Origin of the sequence: Xenophilus azovorans DSM 13620 (genome assembly GCF_000745855.1) — a bacterium.
Classification (GTDB): domain Bacteria; phylum Pseudomonadota; class Gammaproteobacteria; order Burkholderiales; family Burkholderiaceae_C; genus Xenophilus; species Xenophilus azovorans.
Map to the genome: position 1 here is coordinate 184593 of NZ_JQKD01000007.1, position 15086 is coordinate 199678.

Annotated in this window: 16 protein-coding genes; 9 read left to right on the forward strand and 7 right to left on the reverse strand. The window is 72.1% G+C overall.

Going from position 1 to position 15086, the window contains the following annotated elements; genetic code table 11:
• Positions 1-57 precede the first annotated feature (57 nt).
• Positions 58-579, reverse strand: coding sequence for a methylated-DNA--[protein]-cysteine S-methyltransferase (locus tag Q392_RS06580; protein WP_038203344.1), 522 nt, complete (start codon positions 577-579; stop codon positions 58-60).
• A complete protein-coding gene (locus tag Q392_RS06585) occupies positions 576-2087 on the reverse strand; it encodes a DNA-3-methyladenine glycosylase 2 family protein (RefSeq protein ID WP_038203596.1) in 1512 nt (503 codons plus the stop codon). The genes Q392_RS06580 and Q392_RS06585 overlap by 4 nt, the downstream gene beginning before the upstream one ends.
• 119 nt (positions 2088-2206) lie before the next feature.
• Here Q392_RS06585 and Q392_RS06590 point away from each other — a divergent pair, with 119 nt between their 5' ends.
• Positions 2207-3589, forward strand: a complete 1383-nt coding sequence (locus Q392_RS06590; RefSeq protein WP_038203347.1) for a phosphomannomutase/phosphoglucomutase — start codon at positions 2207-2209, stop codon at positions 3587-3589.
• The gene (locus Q392_RS06595; RefSeq protein WP_425425166.1) at positions 3586-5034 is read left to right on the forward strand and encodes a 3-deoxy-D-manno-octulosonic acid transferase; all 1449 of its coding nucleotides are present in this window, start codon (positions 3586-3588) and stop codon (positions 5032-5034) included. Before Q392_RS06590 ends, Q392_RS06595 begins: the two co-directional genes overlap by 4 nt.
• Positions 5035-5058: 24 nt before the next feature.
• On the opposite strand, the gene Q392_RS06600 is transcribed toward Q392_RS06595, so the two are convergent.
• Complete coding sequence (locus Q392_RS06600; RefSeq protein WP_038203602.1) at positions 5059-6030, reverse strand: LysR family transcriptional regulator; 972 nt, start codon at positions 6028-6030, stop codon at positions 5059-5061.
• A gap of 74 nt (positions 6031-6104) precedes the next feature.
• Between Q392_RS06600 and Q392_RS06605 the strand changes: the two genes are divergently transcribed.
• From Q392_RS06605 to Q392_RS06635, 7 genes are read left to right on the forward strand one after another with little or no spacing between them, the layout of a single operon-like run.
• Entirely contained in the window at positions 6105-6689 is a 585-nt protein-coding gene (locus Q392_RS06605; RefSeq protein WP_051953000.1) for a hypothetical protein, read from the forward strand.
• On the forward strand, positions 6680-7087 hold the full coding sequence (locus tag Q392_RS06610; RefSeq protein ID WP_157007818.1) for a VOC family protein: 408 nt from the start codon (positions 6680-6682) through the stop codon (positions 7085-7087). The genes Q392_RS06605 and Q392_RS06610 overlap by 10 nt, the downstream gene beginning before the upstream one ends.
• A complete protein-coding gene (locus tag Q392_RS06615) occupies positions 7084-7875 on the forward strand; it encodes an alpha/beta fold hydrolase (RefSeq protein ID WP_038203349.1) in 792 nt (263 codons plus the stop codon). Before Q392_RS06610 ends, Q392_RS06615 begins: the two co-directional genes overlap by 4 nt.
• Positions 7872-8672, forward strand: a complete 801-nt coding sequence (locus Q392_RS06620) for an ABC transporter ATP-binding protein (protein WP_051953004.1) — start codon at positions 7872-7874, stop codon at positions 8670-8672. The genes Q392_RS06615 and Q392_RS06620 overlap by 4 nt, the downstream gene beginning before the upstream one ends.
• A 24-nt stretch (positions 8673-8696) precedes the next feature.
• Positions 8697-9584, forward strand: coding sequence for an ABC transporter permease (locus tag Q392_RS06625; RefSeq protein ID WP_051953005.1), 888 nt, complete (start codon positions 8697-8699; stop codon positions 9582-9584).
• A 41-nt stretch (positions 9585-9625) separates the two neighbouring features.
• The gene (locus Q392_RS06630; RefSeq protein WP_038203350.1) at positions 9626-10723 is read left to right on the forward strand and encodes an ABC transporter substrate-binding protein; all 1098 of its coding nucleotides are present in this window, start codon (positions 9626-9628) and stop codon (positions 10721-10723) included.
• A gap of 26 nt (positions 10724-10749) precedes the next feature.
• Entirely contained in the window at positions 10750-11871 is a 1122-nt protein-coding gene (locus Q392_RS06635; protein WP_038203352.1) for an FAD-dependent monooxygenase, read from the forward strand.
• A gap of 21 nt (positions 11872-11892) precedes the next feature.
• Here Q392_RS06635 and Q392_RS06640 read toward each other — a convergent pair whose 3' ends face one another.
• Genes Q392_RS06640 through Q392_RS06655 form a run of 4 tightly spaced genes read right to left on the reverse strand, consistent with a single transcriptional unit; the run spans position 11893 to position 15042 of the window.
• Positions 11893-13242, reverse strand: a complete 1350-nt coding sequence (locus tag Q392_RS06640) for a TolC family outer membrane protein (RefSeq protein ID WP_038203354.1) — start codon at positions 13240-13242, stop codon at positions 11893-11895.
• Positions 13243-13263: 21 nt separating this feature from the next.
• Positions 13264-13602 carry a rhodanese-like domain-containing protein gene (locus Q392_RS06645; protein WP_038203357.1) on the reverse strand — a complete coding sequence of 113 codons (339 nt, stop codon included), beginning with the start codon at positions 13600-13602 and terminating at the stop codon, positions 13264-13266.
• A 14-nt stretch (positions 13603-13616) separates the two neighbouring features.
• Positions 13617-14288: a protein-L-isoaspartate O-methyltransferase family protein gene (locus Q392_RS06650; protein ID WP_038203360.1), complete on the reverse strand. Its 672-nt coding sequence runs from the start codon at positions 14286-14288 to the stop codon at positions 13617-13619.
• Positions 14289-14340: 52 nt separating this feature from the next.
• Entirely contained in the window at positions 14341-15042 is a 702-nt protein-coding gene (locus tag Q392_RS06655) for a TetR/AcrR family transcriptional regulator (protein WP_051953007.1), read from the reverse strand.
• Positions 15043-15086 lie beyond the last annotated feature (44 nt).

The following is a 15086-nucleotide window of genomic DNA, read 5'->3' on the forward strand; positions in this document are numbered from 1 at the left end:
TGTCCTCGCTGCCCCCCGAGGGGGCGTTCGCTCGCTTGGGGCGGCCCGGCGCTGCGCTCACTGTGCCGCCCCGGCAACGCCTTCGAGCGCCAGCAGGGCCGACTTGCGCGCCAGCCCGCCGGCGTAGCCGGTGAGCCGGCCGTCGGTGCCGATCACGCGGTGGCAGGGCACCACCACGCTGATCGGGTTGCGGCCCACCGCGGCGCCCACGGCGCGAACGGCGGCGGGGCGGCCGATGCGCTCGCCCAGCGCGCGGTAGCTCACGGTGCCGCCGCGTGGGATGGCCACCAGCGCGCGCCACACGTCCTGCTGGAAGGCGGTGCCGTGCGACAGGTCCAGCGGCAGGTCGAAGTGCGCGCGGGTGCCGGCGAGGTAGTCGCGCACTTGCGCGGCGGCTTCGGCCAGCACGGGGTGCGTCGGGTCGTCGGCCCAGCGGCGCACGTCGTCCGGTGGCGGGCTGTGCTGCTGGCCCTCGAACCACAGGCCGGCCAGGCCGGCGTCGGTGGCGGCCAGCCGCACGCGGCCGAGGGCGGTGTCCACGCAGGCGGTGCGAAGGGCCGTGGAGGCCTTGAATCTCATGATGGATGTCCTTGTGGAGGAAGGGCGGCGGCGTGCCAGGCGCGCAGCACGGCGTAGCTGCGCCAGGGCCGCCAGGGCTGCGACGCCGCCTCGGCTGCGCGGGCGCCCTTGACGCCCAGCGCCTTCTGCAGCGCGACGTCGCCGGCGGGGAAGGCGTCGGGCCAGCGCAGCGCGCGCATGGCGATGTACTGGGCCGTCCAGTCGCCGATGCCGGGCAGCGCCTTCAGCGCGGCGCAGGTGGCGGCGACGTCGGCGCCCGGGTGCAGGGCGAGGCGGCCCGCGGCGACCTCGCAGGCCAGCGCCCGCAGCGCCGCCTGCCGCTGGCGCACGATGCCCAGGCGCCCGAGCGCGTCGCCGTCGGCGCCGGCCAGCGCCTCGGGCGCCGGGAACAGGTGGGTCAGGCCCGGCACCGGCGTGGCGACGGGCTCGCCGAAGGCGGCCACCAGCCGCGTGCCCAGCGTGCGCGCCGCCGCCACGGTGACCTGCTGGCCCAGCACGGCGCGCACCGCCAGTTCGAAGCCGTCCGGCGCGCCCGGCACGCGCACGCTGTCGCCGTGGGGGAAGGCCGCGTGCAGCGCGGCATTGATGGGCTCGGGGTCGGCATCCAGGTCCAGCCAGGCGCGCACGCGGCTGATGACGGCCGGCAGCACTGGCGCCAGCGCGTCGCTCACGTCCAGCAGCGCCTGGTGGCCTTCGGCGTCGAAGCGCACGGCCAGCCAGCCGCTGCGCACCTGGGCGCCGTGGCCGACACGCAGCGTGCGCGCCAGGCTGCCGTCGCCGCCCGTCTCCACGCCGCCCAGCGCCCGGCGGGCCAGGAAGCCGTGCATCGCCGCCGCGTCGTAGGGCGGGCGCCAGGCCAGGCGCACCTGCGTGCCCTGCCGCGATCCGTCGGCCGGCCCGCTGCGGCGCAGCGCGGCGGGCGAGAGGCCGTAGTGCGCCGCGAAGGCCGCCTGGAAGCGCCGCACGCTGGCGAAGCCGCTGGCGCGCGCCACCTCCGCCACCGGCAGGCGCGTGTCGGCCAGCAACTGCTTGGCCGCCAGCAGGCGCCGCGTCTGCAGGTACTGCAGCGGCGAGACGCCGAAGTGCGCCTCGAAGATGCGCCGCAGGTGGCGGTCGCTCACGCCGATGCGCGCGGCCACCGCCGCCGCGCCCGGCGCGCCGGCCGTGCCTTCGGCCGGCCAGGCATCGGGCTCGTCCATCAGGCGCGCCGCCTGCTGCGCCAGGATGCGGGAGGCGTCCTCGATGCTCCAGGCGGCCGCGCGCGGCGCCAGCTCGGGCCGGCAGCGCAGGCAGGGGCGGAAGCCCGCCGCTTCGGCCTGCGCCGCGTGGCGGAAGAAGCGGCAGTTCTCGCGGCGCGGCGCCTTCACCCGGCACACCGGGCGGCAGTAGATGCCGGTGGAGGTCACGGCGGTGAAGAAGCGGCCGTCGAAGCGCGCGTCGCGCGCCTTCATCGCCAGGTAACAGGCGTCACTTTCGGTGGCATCGAGGGCAGGGGGCGCGTCGCGCATGGCACGCATCTTAGGAGGGAGCGCACGCGCGGATGCGCCGTTTCCGGACATGCCCCTGGGCCCGCCCGCGCGAAGCGGGTGCCTACAATGCCGCGCAGTCACGAACAACAGGGGTTTGCATGCAGTTGAGCGCGTCCATCTTCAAGGCCTACGACATCCGCGGCGTGGTGCCCGAGACCCTCGACGCCGACGTCGCCGAGGCTCTGGGCCGCGCCTTCGGCAGCGCCGCGCGCGCCGCCGGCGAGCGGGCGGTGGCGGTGGGCCGCGACGGGCGCCTGTCGGGCCCCGCGCTGGCGGACGCGCTGATCCGTGGCCTGGTGGCCACGGGCGTGGAGGTGATCGACATCGGCGCCGTCACCACGCCCATGCTGTACTTCGCCGCCAGCACGCTGTGCACCAGCGGCATCCAGGTCACCGGCAGCCACAACCCCAAGGACTACAACGGCTTCAAGATGGTGCTGGCCGGCCGCGCCATCTACGGCGACGAGATCCAGGCGCTGCGCAAGGTGATGGAAGAGGGCAGTGCGGCGCTGGCCGAGGGCGGCAGCGTGCGCAAGGTCGACGTGCTGCCGGCCTACACCGAGCGCATCGTCGGCGACATCCGGCTGCAGCGCCCGCTGAAGATCGTGGTCGATTCGGGCAACGGCATCGCCGGCGCCTCGGCCCCGGCCATCTTCCGCGCCATCGGCTGCGAGGTGACCGAGCTGTTCAGCGAGGTGGACGGCAACTTCCCCAACCACCACCCCGACCCGAGCAAGCCCGACAACCTCAAGGACCTGATCGCCGCCCTGCAGAGCGGCGACGCCGAGCTGGGCCTGGCCTTCGACGGCGACGGCGACCGCCTTGGCATCGTGACCAAGGACGGCCAGAACATCTACCCCGACCGGCAGATGATGCTGTTCGCGCAGGACGTGCTCAAGCGCGTGCCGGGCGGCACCATCGTCTACGACGTCAAGTGCACGCAGCGCCTGGCGCCGGCCATCGAGGCCGCGGGCGGCAAGCCGCTGATCTACAAGACCGGTCACTCGCTCATCAAGGCCAAGATGAAGGAGCTGGATTCGCCGCTGGGCGGCGAGATGAGCGGCCACATCTTCTTCAAGGAGCGCTGGTTCGGCTTCGACGACGGCACCTACGCGGGGTGCCGGCTGCTGGAGATCCTCTCCGGCCATCCCAACGCCAGCGCCGTGCTCAACGCGCTGCCCACCAGCTTCTCCACGCCCGAGATCAACGTGAAGTGCGCCGAAGGCGAGCCGCACGCGCTGGTCGAGCAGATGCAGAAGCTGGCGAAGTTCGACGCCCCGGCGAAGGTCTCGACCATCGACGGCATCCGCGTCGACTGGCCCGACGGCTTCGGCCTGATCCGCGCCTCCAACACCACGCCGGTGCTGGTGCTGCGCTTCGAGGGCCACTCGCAGGCTGCGCTGGAGCGCATCGAGGCCACGATGACCGCGCTGCTGAAATCGGTGAAGCCCGACGCCGTGTTCGGAGAGGCGGCCCATTGACCGTGGCGGCGGCGCGTCGTTCCCTTTCGCTGCGCCTGTACGGCCTGTTCACCCAGCTCGCGCAGCCGCTGCTGCGGCGCAAGCTGCGTCGGCGCGCCGTGCAGGAGCCGGGCTACGCCCATGCCGTCGAGGAGCGCTTCGGCGAGTACGACGACGCGCTCGCCGGCACCGACTGGTGCTGGGTGCACGCCGTCTCGCTGGGCGAGACACGCGCGGCCGGCATCCTGATCGCCGAGCTGCGGCGCCAGCTGCCCGGCATCCCGATCCTGCTGACCCACGGCACCGCCACCGGCCGCGAGGAGGGCGCCAAGCTGCTGACCGAGGACGACATCCAGGTCTGGCAGCCCTGGGACACGCCCGAGGCCGTGGCGCGCTTCCTCGACCGCTTCCGCCCGCGCATCGGCGTGCTGATGGAGACCGAGGTCTGGCCCGAGCTGACGGCGGCCTGTGCCGAGCGCGGCATCCCGCTGGTGCTCGCCAACGCGCGCCTCAACGAGAAGTCGCTCGCCTCGGCCGAGCGGCTGGGCTGGCTGTCGCGGCCCGCGTTCTCGTCGCTGGCGGCCGTGTGGGCGCAGAGCGAGGCCGACGCGCACCGCCTCGTCTCGCTGGGCGCCAAGGTGGCGGGCATCTTCGGCAACCTCAAGTTCGACGCCGCGCCCGACGCGCGCCAGGTGGCCCACGCGCAGGTGCTGCGCGCGCACCTGCCCAAGCCGCTGGTCGTGTTCGCCAGCTCGCGCGACGGCGAGGAGCGCCAGCTGCTGGAGGCGCTGCGCCACTTCTGGACCACCGCTCCGGCGCTGCCCGCGCGTGTCCTCAAGGGATCGGCCCGCCTGCGCGCCTGCGACGTGCAGTGGCTCATCGTGCCGCGCCATCCGCAGCGCTTCGACGAGGTGGCGCAGCTCATCGAGGCGGCCGGCTTCGCCTGCGCGCGCCGCAGCACCGCCGACGCGCTGCCGCAGGACAACGAGATCTGGCTGGGCGACTCGCTGGGCGAGATGGCGCTGTACTACGGCCTGGCCGACGCGGCGCTGCTCGGCGGCAGCTTCGAGCCGCTGGGCGGGCAGAACCTGATCGAGGCGGCGGCCTGCGGCTGCCCGGTGATCATGGGCCCGTCCACCTTCAACTTCGCCGAGGCCTCCGAGCTGGCCGTCGCCGGCGGCGCGGCACTGCGCGTGGACGACATGGGCGATGCCGTCACCCAGGCGCTGGCCCTGGTGGCCGACACGCAGCGCTGCGCCGCGATGTCGCAGGCCGCGCAGGTCTTCGCCGGCGCGCACCGCGGCGCGGCCGAGCGCACGGCGGCGGCCATCCTGGCGCTGGCCCAGAAGGCCGCTGAGGCGTCGCCGCCCGCTGCTGCGCCCGGCGAGCCGGCCGAGCCGATGTGGGATGCCGCGCCGGTGGAGTCGGAGGAAGCGGCGGAGAAGATCGAGCCCAGGCTGGAGTAGCGGCGCTGCCCGCCCGGAAAGGACTCAGGCCGCCAACTGCTTCATGCGCTGCGCGGTCTCGATCACCACGCCGCGCAGCGACTGCACCGTGGGGTGCCCCTCCAGTTCCTTCAGCGTGAAGAAGCTCACCGGCGGCAGGTTCCAGCTCAGCCGGTAGGGGAGCGCGGCCCAGTGGCCCGCCTGTTCCATCTCGGCCACCACGTCGCGCGCGAAGATGGTGATGGCATTGGGCTCCTGGCGCAGCACCGTCTCCATGCTGCGGACCGCGTTGGTCTCCAGGATGGGAAGCGGCGGCTGGACGCCCGCGCCGACGAAGATCGCGTTGTAGGTCCTGCGCATGGGCGTGTTGGGCGGCGGCAGGATCCAGTCGAGCTGCGCGAGCCGCGCCCAGTCCAGCGGCCCGCGCGAGAGCCGCCGGGCGTTCTTCGCGCCGACCACGAGGCAGGGTTCCTGCTCGTAGATGGCCTCCTGCACCAGCCCGCCGGCGTCGCCGTCGTAGGAGCGGCCGATGGCGCAGTCGAGTTCGCGCGCGAGCAGGCCGGCGACCAGTTCGTCCGTGGTGGCCTCGCGCGCCATCACCGAGATGCGCGGCGAGCGGCCGAGCAGGTGCGTCAGCGCGGCCGACATCAGCCGCTGCGGCACCTGCTGCGTGAGGCCCAGCCGCAGCCGGCCGCCGCGGCCTGCTTCGAGCGAGGTGAGCACGCGCGTGGTCGCCTCCAGCTCGGCCAGCCAGCGCCGCGCGTAGTGCAGCACCGCGTCGCCCGCCGCGGTGGGCACGAGCCCCCTGCTCGTGCGGTCGAACAGCGTGCTGCCGAAGATGTCCTCGACCTCGTGCAGCGCCTTGGTGATCGCCGGCTGGCTGAGCTGCATCTCGGCGGCCACGCGGCCGAGCGTGCGGTGCCGGTCGATGGCCTGCAGCAGCGCGAGCTGCCGCAGCTTGAGGCGGGACAGCAGCGCGCGCTGCAGTTCGGCGGCGGGGTCGCGGGCACTCGGCAAGGCCATAACTCCACGGTTATCGGGCTATCAGAAATTATTTCACTTTGGTGAATTGCCGGTCCTAGACTTTTCCCATGGACCCGACCGACGCACCGACGACCACCGCCATCACGGCCGGGTTTCTGGACTCGCTGGCGGAGGCAGCGGGCGCGCACGATGCGCTGCGCCGCATCGATGCATGCCGTGCGCTGATCGCCCCGGGCAGCAGCTTCAGCATCCAGCAGAACGTGACGACCGCGCTCGATGCGGCCGGCGAGGTCCTGCTGCGCCGCTTCTATTCGTCGGAGGCGTCGGCCTTCCCGATCAACGACACGAAGCGCAAGACGCTGACGCCCTGGACCGAGTGCCTCTTCGTGCAGGGCCGCGTGTTCGTGGGCGAGGGCGAGCACGTGCTGGCCGAGAACTTCGACGACTTCGAGAAGATGCGCGCCCACGCGCTGCGCAGCGTGATCAACGTGCCGCTGATGCAGGGCAGGCTCTGCTACGCCACCTTCAACGTCTTCGGCACCGGCGCCCGCTGGCTGCCGGAGCAGGTCTTCGGCATCCGGCTGCTGGCGCTGGCCGCCGCGCGCTGGGTGCCGTGCGCGCCCGGGCTCGCCTACCGCTTTCCGGCCGCGGTGGCGGCGGCCGGGGCCGAAAGGGGAATGCCATGCCAGTGACCGCCCTGCACCATTTCACGATCCGCTGTGCGCCGGAAGAACTGCCGCCGCTGGTGGACTTCTATACGCGCGTGATGCGCCTCGCGCCGGGTGCGCGGCCGGACATCCCCGCGCCCGGCGCCTGGCTGTATGCGGACGGCCAGCCCATCGTGCACCTCTACGCGCACCTGTCGGCGCCGGACCGCCCGGCCGACCCGGCCACCGGCCACGTCGATCACATCTCGTTCCGCTCGCGCGGGCTCGCCGAGATGCGCGGGCACCTGCGCGCGCTGGGCGTGCCGTTCACCGAGGCGCCGATTCCCGGCTGGGCGATCCACCAGCTCTTTCTCCACGACCCGCGCGGCCTCAGGATCGAGATGACCTTCTGGATGGACGGGGAAGAAGGGAGCGCCGCATGACGCGCTTCGTCCAGGCCGGCGAGCTGCGCATCGCCTTAGACCGCGAGGGCGACGGCCCGCCGCTGGTGCTGATGCACGGCGCCGAGGCCTCGCGGCAGATGTTCACATCGCTGGTGCCGCACCTGTCGAAGCACTTCACCGTGATCGCCTACGACCAGCGCGACTGCGGCGAGACCGAGGGGCCGGAGCGCGCATCGACGCTCGCGGACCTCGCCGGCGATGCGCAGCAGCTCATCAAGGCGCTGGGGTTGCGGCGCGCGCACGTGTTCGGTTCCTCCTTCGGCGGCCGGGTCGCGCAGGCGCTGGCGCTGCTGCATCCGCGCGCGGTCGACCACCTCGTGCTGGGCAGCACCTGGCCGCTGCCCAGGCCCTACGAGGAGCTGTGCCCCGATGCACGGCGCCTGGGCGACCTGCGGCGCGGCCTGCCGGCCACCGCGGAGGAACTGGCGACCTGGTTCTTCCCCGAGGCCTTTCTCCGGCAGCGGCCGGAGCTGCGGCGCGTGTTCGCGAACGCGCGGCCCGGGTCGGCGCGGTCCGCGCGGCGCGCCGCGACCGTGCAGACCACGCTCGAAGAAGGCGTGGCCGACATCGTTGCGCCCACGCTGGTGCTGGCCGGTGAACTCGACCGCGTGGTGCCGCCGGGCGTGACGCTCTCGATGGCAGGCCGCATCCGCGGCGCCGATGCCGTGCTGCTGCACGGCGTCGGCCACGTCACCGCGATGCAGGCGCCGGAGATGCTGGCGCACCACATCGTCCGCTTCCTGAAGCTCGAAGGAGCCAAGCCATGAGCACGAGCCACGAACGCGCGAGCGGGCGCCCCGACTACATCCGCATCGAAGGGCTGTCGAAGCACTTCGGCGACGGCGGCGAGGGCGTGCTCGCGCTGAAGGACGTCGACTGCCGCATCGAGCAGGGCAGCTTCGTGACCATCGTGGGCCCGAGCGGCTGCGGCAAGAGCACGCTGCTGCGCATCCTCGCGGGCCTGCTCGACTACGACATCGGCCGCGTGCTGCTCGACGGCCAGCCGATCCGCGGCACGCGGCGCGACGTGGGCGTGGTGTTCCAGAGCTCGATCCTGCTGCCGTGGCGCACCATCCTCGAGAACGTGATGCTGCCGGCCGAGGTGCTCGGCCTGCCGGTGAAGCCGGCGCGCGAGCGCGCGATGCAGCTGCTGCACATGGTCCGGCTCGACGGCTTCGAGCACAAGCTGCCGCGCCAGTTGAGCGGCGGCATGCAGCAGCGCGCCTCGATCGCGCGGGCGCTCCTGCACGACCCCAAGATCCTGCTGATGGACGAGCCCTTCGGCGCGCTCGACGCGATGACGCGCGAGCGGATGAACCTGGAGCTGCAGCGCATCTGGATGGAGAGCGGCAAGACGGTGGTGCTGATCACGCACTCGATCCCCGAGGCGGTGTTTCTCGGCGACAGGGTGTTCGTGATGTCGCCGCGCCCCGGCACGCTGGAGCGCGTGCTGCCCATCGACCTGCCGCGCCCGCGGTCGATGGCGGTGATGTCGGACCCGGCCTTCGCCGCTGCGTCCGCATCGATCCGCGAACGCTTCTCGCATGCCGCCTCGTTCGACTGACTGACTGATTGACAGGGGCCCCCGATGACCACCGCCATGCTCGCCAAGACCGATTCCGTCGTGCCGCCCGAGGCACCCGCGCCGAGCCCCGCCAGGGCGGGGCGGCGCCGCGCCCATCCGCTCGCATCGACGCGGGTGCAGTCGATCCTGCTGCTCGCGGCGCTGCTCGGCTCGTGGGAGGCGGCCGTGCGGCTCTTCAAGGTGCCGAAGCACCTGGTGCCGCCGGTGAGCGACATCATGGTCGCGCTGTGGCGCGGCCTGGCGACCGGACCGCTGGCGAAGGACGGCTTCTGGTACCACGGCGGCGTGACCGTGGCCGAGATCCTGCTGGGCTTCCTCATCGGCAGCGGCATCGGCCTGGCCATCGGCATCGTGGTGTCGCAGATGCCGAAGGTCGAGGCGCTGCTGGAGCCCTATGTCGCCGCGCTGCAGAGCGTGCCCAAGGTGGCGGTCGCGCCCATCATCGTGGTGTGGCTGGGCTTCGGCATCGGCTCCAAGGTGATGATCATCTGCCTGCTGACCTTCTTCCCCGTGCTGGTGACCAGCATCGCGGGCTTCAAGGCGGTGGATGCGGACCGCATCGACCTGCTGCGCTCGCTCTCGGCGACGCCGTGGCAGATCTTCCGCAAGGCCAAGTTCCCGAGCGCGCTGCCCTACATCTTCGCGGGGCTGAACATGGCCGCGGCCTTCAGCGTGGTCGGCGCGGTGGTCGGCGAGTTCGTCGGCGCGCAGGCCGGGCTGGGCGTGCTCATCCTGCAGATGGAGGCGCAGGCCGACACCGGCGGCAGCTTCGCGGTGTGCGTGGTGCTGTCGGTGATCGGCATCGTGCTCACCGGTCTCCTGCGCAGCATCCAGCGCCGCGTGCTGCACTGGATGCCGGCCGATACCTCGCAGCGGACGGTGAACGTCTGAATCCTCGGTGTTCCTGCATTTCCCTGAAGGAGTGAACCATCATGTTGACGCGACGTGACTTCGGCCTGAGCCTCGGCGCCCTGGGCATGGCCGGCGGCCTGCCGGCGCTGGCGCAGAGTGTGCGGGTGATGAAGGTGGCGAACACCGCGGCGGTGAACGATCCGCAGCAGTGTTTTGTCACCGCGGGCCAGCATCCGAGGCTGGACTTCTACAAGCCGAACGGCGTCGATGTGGAGTACGTCAACATGTCGAGCATGACGCAGGCGCTGCAGAGCCTGCGCGCCGGGCATGTGGACTTCGGGCCCGCGGTGCCGGGCATCCTGCTGCCCGCGATGGCGAAGGACCCGTCGCTCGACCTGGTGAGCGTCTACAAGTGGCTGCCGCGCAATGCGAACGTGATCGTGGTCAAGCCCGACAGCCCGATCCGGTCGGCCGCGGACCTCGCGGGCAAGCGCATCGGCGTGCGCAGCCAGGGCGACACTGGCATCGTCATCACCAGGACCATGCTGGCCGAACTGGGCCTGAAGGACGACAAGTGCGAGTACATCGCCGTCGGCGACGGCGCGCCGGCCGGCGCGGCGATCGACAACGACCGCGTGGACGCGATGGTGGCCTTCGACACCGCCGCCGCCCGCATCGAGCTGGTGGGGACCCGGCTGCGCTACGTGCCGCTCACGCCGAAGTTCGCGCAGGTGGGCTCGGGCTGGCTGTGCGTGCCGCGCAAGCTGCTGAAGGAGCAGCGCAAGGCGTTGGTGGCGCTGTTCCAGGGCGTGGCGAAGTCGACCGTCTTCTCGCATGCCAACCTCGATGCGGCGATCGACCTGCACTGGGCGGTGTACCCCGAGAGCCGGCCCAAGGGCCGCAGCGAGGAAGAGGCGCGCAAGGAACTGGGCTTCATCCTCAAGGACCGCAGAGAGAGCTGGATGCGCCGGCCCGACGACCCGGACCAGCGCATGGGCGCGTCGTCGCTCGCCGAGTGGCAGGCGAACATCGACATGGCCGCCGAGAGCAGCAGGAACCCGAAGCTGGCCGAGCAACTCGGCGACCCGAGCCGCCTGTTCACCAACGAGCTGATCGACGACATCAACGCCTTCGACAGGCAGGCCGTGATCCGGATGGCCAGGGAATTCAAGCTGTAGGCCCCGGCAGGGAAAGGAGCAGCCCCATGGACGTCCTCATCTCCGGCGCCAGCATGGCCGGCCTTTCGGCGGCCTGCTGGTTCGCCCGACTCGGCCACCGGGTGACCGTCGTCGAGCGCGCCGACGGCCTGCGGCCGGGCGGCGCGCCCATCGACGTTCGCGGACGCGCGCTCGGGACCGCGCAGCGGATGGGCATCCTGGCCAAGATCGCCGAGCAGAAGGTCTCCATCGTGGAGCCGGCGCCGGTCCTCGACGGCACGGGAGCGCAGGTCGCGACCCTCGATCTGCGCTGGTTCGCCAACGAGACCGACGACGACGTCGAGATCACGCGGGACCGGCTCAACCGGATCCTGCGGGATGCCGTTCCCGAGGGCGTCGAGTTCCGCTTCAGGGCGTCCATCGCGTCGATCGCCGACGGCCCCGGCGGCGTGGACGTTGCTTTCATGGACGGCCGGCGGGGTCGCTACGACCTCGTGGTCGGCGCCGACGGCCTGCACTCCAACGTGCGCCGGCTCGCCTTCGGCCCCGAGAAGGACTATGTCCGGCACTTCGGCTACTACGTCGCGCTCGTCGATCTTCCGGCCGACCGGGCGTGGCACCGCGCCATGCTCAACGTGCCCGGCCTCACGCTCGTCGTCCGCGACGCGGGCGACGGCCCGCAGGGGATGATGCTCGCCGCCAGCCCCGAGATCGACTACGACTACCGCGATCTCGACGCGCAGCGCGGCCTGATCGACCGGTTCCTTTCGCGCATCGACACATGGCAGGTGCCCGCGATGCGCGCGGCGTTCACTGATCCCGCGGCCAGGGGCTTCTACTTCGACTCGGTCAGCCAGACCCACATGCCGGGCTGGATCAACGGCAACGTCGCGGTCATCGGCGACGCGGGCCACTGCGCCGCGCTGCTGTCGGGCATGGGGACGACGCTGGCGATGGTGTCGGCGGAGATCCTGGCGAACGCATGGACCGAGCACGGCGGCGACATGGGCGCCGCGTCACCCGTCCACCACGAGCGCCTGCGCCCCTACGTGGAACAGTGCCAGGCTTTCGCCAGGGAGGGCGCCCCGATCATGGTGCCGCTGACGCAGGCGGCGCTCGACGAGCGCAATGCGAATTTCCGCGCGCATGCGGCCAGGTTCGCGGCATGAGCCGGCCCGCCGCGCGTCTCCTCAACGCGATGACTGCGCCACCGCGGCCAGCGCCGCGTTGACCGGCCGCAGGTCCTCCGCCGTCAGCGTGCCGGCCGCCTGGCGCAGCCTGAGCTGGCCCATCAGCAGGTTGTAGCGCGCCACGGCCAGGTCGCGCTTGGTCTGGTAGAGCTGGCTCTGGGCGTTGAGCACGTCGATGTTGATGCGCACGCCCACCTGGTAGCCCATGCGGTTGGCGTCCAGTGCGCTCTGGCTGGAGGCCTCGGCCGCCTCCAGCGCCCTGACCTGGCCCGCGCCGGCCTGCAGGCCGAGGAAGGCGGCCTGCGTCGCCTGCGTCACGCTGCGCCGCGCATCGGCCAGTTGGGCGCGCGCCTGGTCTTCCAGCGCGATGGTTTCCTTCACGCGGTTCTCGATGGCGAAGCCGGCGAACAGCGGCATCGTCAACTGCACGCCCACCTGCGCGGCGTGGATGCGGGTGCGCATCGCGGAGTCGATCACGCCCTGCGGGTTGTTGACCACGCTGTAGCCGAGCGTGGCGTCGATGGCGGGCTTGTGGCCGGCGCGGGCCTTGTCGATCTCCAGCCCCGCCACGTCCAGCGCCAGCCGGGCCTGGGCGAGGGCGGGGTGCGACGCCTCGGCCTGTGCCACCCAGCCGGCGATGTCGCCCTGCGCCGGCGCCGGCAGCACCACGGGCTCGGCCAGCGGCAGCGGCGCGGTGCCGCTGCGGCCCACCAGTTGGTCCAGTGCCAGGCGGCGCACCTGCAGCTCGTTGGCGGCGGCGATCTCCTGCGCGACGACGATGTCGTGCCGCGCCTCGGCCTCCCGCGTGTCGGTGACGGTGGCGTTGCCCAGCTCGAAGTTGCGCTTCGCGGCGGCCAGCTGCTCGCCCACCGCGGCCTTCTGCGCCTGCACCAGGCGCAGCGTGTCCTGCGCGGCCAGCACGTCGAAATACGCCTGGCTCACGCGCACGATCAGGTCCTGCTCGGCCAGCGCGAGCTGGGCGCGGGCGATCTCGTGCTGGCGCTTGCCCTGCTCGTAGGTGGCCAGGTTGGCCGGGCGGTAGATCGGCTGCGTGGCCTGCACGCCGATCTGCTGCGTGTTGAAGTTGCGCGGGCCGGTGCCGGCGTCGGTGCGGATGTCGGCCTCGGTGCGCGAGATGCCCGCCTGCAGTCCCACCTGCGGCAGCAGCCCGGCCCTGGCCTGCTCGGCGCGGGCCAGCGTGGCCTCGTGCTGCGCCTGCGCGGCCTGCCAGGTGGCGTCGTGCGCGCGGGCGGACTCGTACAGCTCGATCAGGCTCTGCGCCCGCGCACCGGCCGCCATGAGCAGCAGCGCGGCGAGGCCGAAGGCGATGCGGGACCGCGGCGCGCGCATGGGTGAAGGGCCTCCGGCCGATCAGTAGCGGGGCAGGGTGGGATCGACCGTGGCTGCCCACGCGTCGATGCCGCCGGCCACGTTGGCCACCTGCTCGTAGCCCTGCTGCGCCAGGAACATCGCCACATGCTGGCTGCGGCCGCCGTGGTGGCACAGGCAGGCGATGCGGCGGGACGGGTCCAGCTCGGCCAGCCGGGCGGGAAGGGTGTTCATCGGGATCGACAGCACGGTGACGCCCTCGGGCGCGACGCGGGCGGTCTGCACCTCCCAGGGTTCTCGCACGTCGAGCAGCACGGGGGCGGCGTCGGGCGCCTGGGCGAACCAGGCGGCGAGGTCGGCGGGGCGGACTTGGTCGATCATGGGCGGTGCGGGCCTCAGAAGCTGAAGCGCGAGGGCTCGGGGAAGTTCAACAGGCGCGGCGCCACCGTGTCCCAGGGTTGCGCGGTCTCCCACTGGCCTTCGCTGGTGCGGGTGACGATGTGGGCGCGCATCATCGGTTCCTCGCCGACGATGGCGAACAGGCGCCCGCCGATGTTGAGCGAGCCCAGCAGGTTCTGCGGCACCTTGGCGACCGAGCCGCTGAGCACGATCACGTCGAACATCGGGCCGCTGGGCAGCGGCTTGGCGCCGTCGGCGTGGCGCACCTCGGCGTTGGCCACGCCGTGGCTGCGCAGCGTCTCGGCGGCGCGCTGCGCCAGGGTTTCGTCGATCTCCAGCGTCAGCACCTGGGCGGCGCGGTGCGCCAGCAGCGCGGCCATGTAGCCGGAGCCGGTGCCGATCTCCAGCACCTTTTCCGCAGGCTGGATGCGCAGGTCCTGCAGCGTGCGGGCCTCGACCTTGGGCGAGAGCATGCACTGCCCGGGCTCGTCGCCCAGCGGGATCTCCATGTCGAAGAAGGCCAGCGACCGGTGCGCGGGGGGCACGTAGTCCTCGCGCCGCACGACGGACAGCAGGTCCAGGATGTCGGCCTCGAGCACGTTCCAGGGGCGGATCTGCTGCTCGATCATGTTGAAACGAAGCTGTTCGGGGGTCGCGGGAGGGGTCATGGGCTGCTCCGTCGAGGCAAGGAAAGAGGGCGGGGAAGACAAACTTTCGATTCTAGGAGGCCGGGCCGCCGTCACTGGCGCGGCCGGCCGGCGTGCACAGGCCGCGCAGGAGGGTGTCGGCCTGCGCCTGGATGTAGCGCGGCGGGTCGAGCGGCACGCCTTCCTCCACGCACACGTTGGCCGAGTGCTTCCACAGCATGAGGAAGAGCATGGGCGAGACGATGGCGTAGATCGCGTGCTGCACGTCGATGCCCGGGTCGAACTCGCCGCGCTCGATGCCGCGCTGCAGGATGCGCCGCAGCAGCGCATGCCCCGGCGCCACCACCTCGCGCCGGTAGAACGCGGCCAGTTCGGGGAAGTTGCCGCCTTCGCTCAGGATCAGCTTCGTGATGCCCGAGGCGCGGGTGGCGCCGACGTGCTCCCACCAGGTTGCCAGGCAGTAGCGCAGCATCTCCGGCGTGCTGCCCTCGAACTGCTCGAACTCCGTGTTCCAGCCGCCGAAGCGGCCGGCGATGTTCTCCATCACCACGGCCTTGAACAGCTCCTCCTTGCTCGGGAAGTAGAGGAACAGCGTGCCCTTGGACACGCCGGCGCGCACGGCCACCTCCTCGGAGCGGGTGGCGGCGTAGCCCTTCTCGACGAACAGCTCCAGCGCCGCCTCCAGCAGTTCGCCGGGGCGCGCTTCCTTGCGCCGCTCGCGCTTGGCGCGGATGGGACAGCGCTTGTCGCTGAAGAAACCGGAGGAGGAGGGCATGACGCTAATGACTCGCGGGTTAGTAATGTAGTGAGGCACTCGAA

Coding starts and splice junctions, on each gene's coding strand:
- Q392_RS06580 (WP_038203344.1), bottom strand. CDS start 579: ATGAGATTCAAGGCCTCCACGGCCCTTCGCACCGCCTGCGTGGACACC.
- Q392_RS06585 (WP_038203596.1), bottom strand. CDS start 2,087: ATGCGCGACGCGCCCCCTGCCCTCGATGCCACCGAAAGTGACGCCTGT.
- Q392_RS06590 (WP_038203347.1), top strand. CDS start 2,207: ATGCAGTTGAGCGCGTCCATCTTCAAGGCCTACGACATCCGCGGCGTG.
- Q392_RS06605 (WP_051953000.1), top strand. CDS start 6,105: ATGGACCCGACCGACGCACCGACGACCACCGCCATCACGGCCGGGTTT.
- Q392_RS06610 (WP_157007818.1), top strand. CDS start 6,680: ATGCCAGTGACCGCCCTGCACCATTTCACGATCCGCTGTGCGCCGGAA.
- Q392_RS06615 (WP_038203349.1), top strand. CDS start 7,084: ATGACGCGCTTCGTCCAGGCCGGCGAGCTGCGCATCGCCTTAGACCGC.
- Q392_RS06620 (WP_051953004.1), top strand. CDS start 7,872: ATGAGCACGAGCCACGAACGCGCGAGCGGGCGCCCCGACTACATCCGC.
- Q392_RS06625 (WP_051953005.1), top strand. CDS start 8,697: ATGACCACCGCCATGCTCGCCAAGACCGATTCCGTCGTGCCGCCCGAG.
- Q392_RS06630 (WP_038203350.1), top strand. CDS start 9,626: ATGTTGACGCGACGTGACTTCGGCCTGAGCCTCGGCGCCCTGGGCATG.
- Q392_RS06635 (WP_038203352.1), top strand. CDS start 10,750: ATGGACGTCCTCATCTCCGGCGCCAGCATGGCCGGCCTTTCGGCGGCC.
- Q392_RS06640 (WP_038203354.1), bottom strand. CDS start 13,242: ATGCGCGCGCCGCGGTCCCGCATCGCCTTCGGCCTCGCCGCGCTGCTG.
- Q392_RS06645 (WP_038203357.1), bottom strand. CDS start 13,602: ATGATCGACCAAGTCCGCCCCGCCGACCTCGCCGCCTGGTTCGCCCAG.
- Q392_RS06650 (WP_038203360.1), bottom strand. CDS start 14,288: ATGACCCCTCCCGCGACCCCCGAACAGCTTCGTTTCAACATGATCGAG.
- Q392_RS06655 (WP_051953007.1), bottom strand. CDS start 15,042: ATGCCCTCCTCCTCCGGTTTCTTCAGCGACAAGCGCTGTCCCATCCGC.